Origin of the sequence: Pararhizobium sp., assembly GCF_035497515.1 — a bacterium.
Lineage (GTDB): Bacteria > Pseudomonadota > Alphaproteobacteria > Rhizobiales > Rhizobiaceae > Pararhizobium.
On sequence record NZ_DATJDJ010000119.1, the window covers coordinates 1 to 3,865 of the forward strand.

The 3,865-nt window shown below is 61.3% G+C and carries 4 protein-coding genes and 1 pseudogene; 4 read left to right on the top strand and 1 reads right to left on the bottom strand.

All coding sequences use genetic code 11. The annotated features are described in order from the left end of the window. Positions 1-36: 36 nt before the first annotated feature. Positions 37-330: a substrate-binding domain-containing protein gene (locus VL202_RS12720; protein WP_325464484.1), complete on the top strand. Its 294-nt coding sequence runs from the start codon at positions 37-39 to the stop codon at positions 328-330. Here VL202_RS12720 and VL202_RS12725 read toward each other — a convergent pair. Continuing rightward, a pseudogene (locus tag VL202_RS12725) lies at positions 279-998 on the bottom strand (LacI family DNA-binding transcriptional regulator); the annotation flags it as partial. The gene VL202_RS12720 and the pseudogene VL202_RS12725 overlap by 52 nt on opposite strands. 184 nt (positions 999-1,182) lie before the next feature. Between VL202_RS12725 and VL202_RS12730 the strand changes: the two are divergent. The 3 genes from VL202_RS12730 to VL202_RS12740 are packed head-to-tail and all read left to right on the top strand — an operon-like array spanning position 1,183 to position 3,827. Beyond that, positions 1,183-1,596 (top strand): Rieske (2Fe-2S) protein, encoded by a 414-nt coding sequence (locus VL202_RS12730; RefSeq protein ID WP_325464481.1) that lies wholly within the window; start codon positions 1,183-1,185, stop codon positions 1,594-1,596. A gap of 57 nt (positions 1,597-1,653) precedes the next feature. Then, the gene (locus VL202_RS12735) at positions 1,654-2,718 is read left to right on the top strand and encodes an amidohydrolase family protein (protein WP_325464482.1); all 1,065 of its coding nucleotides are present in this window, start codon (positions 1,654-1,656) and stop codon (positions 2,716-2,718) included. Then, a complete protein-coding gene (locus VL202_RS12740) occupies positions 2,715-3,827 on the top strand; it encodes an amidohydrolase family protein (protein WP_325464483.1) in 1,113 nt (370 codons plus the stop codon). The genes VL202_RS12735 and VL202_RS12740 overlap by 4 nt, the downstream gene beginning before the upstream one ends. Positions 3,828-3,865: the final 38 nt, after the last annotated feature.

A 3,865-nucleotide genomic window follows, 5' to 3' on the forward strand; every position in this document is an offset into this window, starting at 1 on the left:
CGTCAGATGGCCTTCGTTCACGGGAACGAAACCCCCATGGGCCGGGCGGAACGCTTCCGCGGCTTCCGCGACGGCGCTTTGAGCGCAACCGACGCCCATGTCGACGACATCGTGTTTGACGAATCGGCAGGCTTCCGTGGCACCTTTCTGACCTATCTACGATCGGGAAAATCTCCGACCGCGCTGTTCTGCGCCCATGACGGCACCGCAATCACCGTCGTTTCCGAACTGCTTCGCCTCGGCGTTCGTGTGCCGGAAGAAATCTCGGTGATTGCGATGCCGTCATGGGCGCAGAACAGCGCAGTGGGAGATTTTCCCGATCGCAGATAGGTCAGCAAGGCACCACGGAAGCCTGCCGATTCGTCAAACACGATGTCATCGACATGGGCGTCGGCTGCGCTCAAAGCGCCGTCGCGGAAGCCGCGGAAGCGTTCCGCCCGGCCCATGGGGGTTTCGTTCCCATGAACGAAGGCCATCTGACGGTGTCCGAGTCGCAGCAGCATTTGCGCCACGCCATAACCCGATTCCCAGTCTGCCCCGACCACCTGATCGACCTGTTCCATGGGGCCGGCATAGCTGGCGCAGACGACCGGAAGGCCGGTTTTTGTTGCGACAGCAGTCCAGTCGGACGGCTTGGGTACGGCCAGTATCATGCCGACAACGGACGATTCCAGCTGTGTGACGTCGCTCAGATAACGCGCCTGCCGCGGCACGATCACGAAGCCCAGCTTCTCGCCCTCGCGTTCGGCGCCGTGCATGATGTTCAGCCAAAGCTCACTGCTGACGGGGTCGATTTCCTGGCGGATGAAAAGAATATGGCCGGCCGTGTAGCTTACATCCTGCTGGACCCGATAACCCATGGCGTGCGCGGCGCGGATGACCCGGCTTCTCGTGCTTTCGCCCACCCCCGCTTTCCCCGAGAGCGCGCGCGAAACAGAGAATTTTGAAAGCCCCAGCTGGTCTGCAAGATCTTGGATTGTTACCCGGTTGGAGGCCATCGGCGTTCTTTCTAATGATAGGCTTTTGTTGTGGCGTATGAAACGTTTAACGTCAAGTCGAGCGAAAAATGCCCAAATAAAGTTGCGCCACTAAAACTTTTCTGTTAGCTTTTTCCTAACAAAACCAAACATGACCGCGAGGTGCTGGGGAGGAGATTCCGGCATCCGTGGTGGGATGGATATCGTGGGAAAATTTGTAGTTGCGCCTCTGGCTGATATTCCGCCGGGCACGCAGAAACGCGTCCGCGTGGCGGGTCGCGACATTGCCGTCTTCAACGTTGGCGGCGAGCTGTTCGGGATTTCGGATGCCTGCCCGCATCAGGGCGGCAGTCTGTCCACGGGCACAACGGTTGGTTTGACGACGTCCTCGGAGCCGGGAACGTTCTGCCATTCCCGGCCCGGTGAGTTTGTACGCTGCCCCTGGCACAGCTGGGAATTCGATCTGCGGACCGGTCAGTCGTGGTGCGATCCCCGGCGATTTCGCACGAAAGCCTACGATCTGAGCGTCGAGCCGGGCGAGACGCTGGTTGCAGGCCCCTATGTCGCGGAAACATTCGGCGTGTCGGTCGAGGACCAATATGTGGTGGTCGAGTTCTAGGCACGCCCCGAAGGCGAGCGGTTGCTGGACCAAAATAATGAAGCGGGAGTGTTACAGGTGTCCGTTGCCAATGCCATCGATTGCGATATCCATCCCGGCGTTCCGACTATCAAGGCGCTTTTGCCATACATGAGCGACTATTGGCGCGAGGCATTCATCGCCCGCGGACAGGATGGGTTCCAGCCCGCCAGCTACCTGCCGAATTCGCCCCTGGCCTGTCGTCCGGACTGGCGTGAGGGTGATGCCGTCGGCGCCAGCCGGCTTGAATTGCTGCAACGGCATGCCCTTGATGGGCTCGGTACCGGTCTGGCCATCTGCAATGTCCTCTACGGCGGTTCTTTCGCGATCAGCGAAACCATGGCGGCGGCGATCTGCTCTGCGGTCAATGATTGGCTGCGCGCGGAGTGGCTGGATCGCGACCCGCGGCTTCGCGCCTCCATCGTCGTGCCGACCCAGAATCCGCGCCTTGCCGTGGAAGAGATCGAACGTCTCGCTGGTGACCGACGCTTCGTCCAGATCCTGATGCCGGTGGCGCTGGACATGATGCTCGGCAAGGAACACTACTGGCCGATTTTCGAGGCGGCGCAGCGCCATGCTCTGCCGATCGGCCTTCATGCCGGAAGCCTCTACCGCTATGCGCCGACGACGAACGGCTGGCCCACGCATTTCCTGCAGGATTATGTCGGAAACAACCACGCCTTCGAGAGCCAGTTGCTGAGCCTGATTGCCCAGGGGGTCTTCCTGCGCTTTCCGGATCTGAAAGTCGTGCTTCTCGAGAGCGGCGTGACCTGGCTTCCGGGCTTTCTCTGGCGTGCCCGCAAGACCTGGCGCGCGGTGCGGCCCGAGGTGCCGTGGATCAACGAGTCGCCGATCGACATCGTCCGGCGCCATGTCCGGCTCACGGCGCAGCCGCTCGACGGTCCTGCCGATCCTGCGGTCCTGGAGCGGGTCCTCAACCAGATCGGTTCGGACGACATGCTCCTCTATGCCTCGGATTATCCGCACTGGCAGTTCGACGGGGACCGGGTTGTCCCGGACGGCGTGCCGGCGCGTCTCATCGAGAAGATGGCCCGCGACAATCCGCTGGCGACCTATCCCCGACTGAGGGAGACGATTCAATGAGCATGACGGACGATATCGCGGTGGAGCCTTCCGAAAAGGCGACCAGGTTCAGGATGGTGGATTGCGACATTCATCCCGCGCTGAAACACAAGAAGGCGCTTCATCCCTATCTCGAACGGCGTTGGCGCCAGCATCTCGACGAGTTCGGTGCGCTTGCCCATTGCGTATATGCGACCCGCGGCGGTCCCTATCCGCGTTTCACCCCGGAAACGGCACGCCGGGATGCCTGGCCGCCCAATGGCAATCCTCCGGGGTCCGATCTCGAATTCATGCAGACCCAGCATCTCGATGCCCATGGCATCGAATACGGCATCCTGCAGCCGATCGTCGGTGCAAACAATACACGCAACACCGACCTGTCGGCCGCGCTCTGCACGGCGACGAACCGATGGCAGGTGGATGAGTTCACTTCCAGAGACCCCAGGCTGAAGGCTTCCATCCATATCGGCGCTGAAGACGCCGAACTGGCTGTGGCCGAGATCGAGCGCTGGGCGGGTGATCGCAATTTCGCGCAGATCCAGTTGGGCTCCCGCTCGGTGGAGCCGATCGGACGAAAGCGCTACTGGCCGATCTTCGAAGCGGCGGTGCGCAACGACATGCCGATAGGCTTCCATGTCGGCGGGCCGTCGCCTTATGCGCCATCGCCGAGCGGCTGGCCCGATTATTACCTGGAGGACCACCACGTCCTGACCCATAGCGCCCATGCGCAGGTCTCCAGCATGATCCTGGAGGGGGTGTTCGAACTGTTTCCGCGCCTTCGTGTGGTGATGATCGAGGCAGGGTTTGCCTGGGTGCCGTCGCTTGGCTGGCGGCTTGACAACCACTGGCGCAAGCTGCGGACCGAAACGCCGCTCTGCAAGCGGCCACCATCCGAATATCTGCGTCAGAACGTGTGGTTCACGACACAGCCAGCCGACGAGCCCGAGCGGCGCGAAGACCTGCGCTTCCTGTTCGAGCAGATCGGTTTCGACCGGATGATGTTTGCAACGGACTATCCCCACTGGGACTTCGACGATCCCGAGCGCGCGCTCGTCATGCCCATGAGCAAGGACGAACGGCGGATGCTGTTCCGCGACAATGCGATGAAATTCTACGCGAATCTCGACTGAAGGACGACTGCAGATGAAGAAGTTGATCAATGATCCCG

Bases quoted from the DNA above. Each gene is read 5' to 3' on its own strand.
- VL202_RS12720 (WP_325464484.1), top strand. From the start codon at position 37: ATGGGCCGGGCGGAACGCTTCCGCGGCTTCCGCGACGGCGCTTTGAGC.
- VL202_RS12740 (WP_325464483.1), top strand. From the start codon at position 2,715: ATGAGCATGACGGACGATATCGCGGTGGAGCCTTCCGAAAAGGCGACC.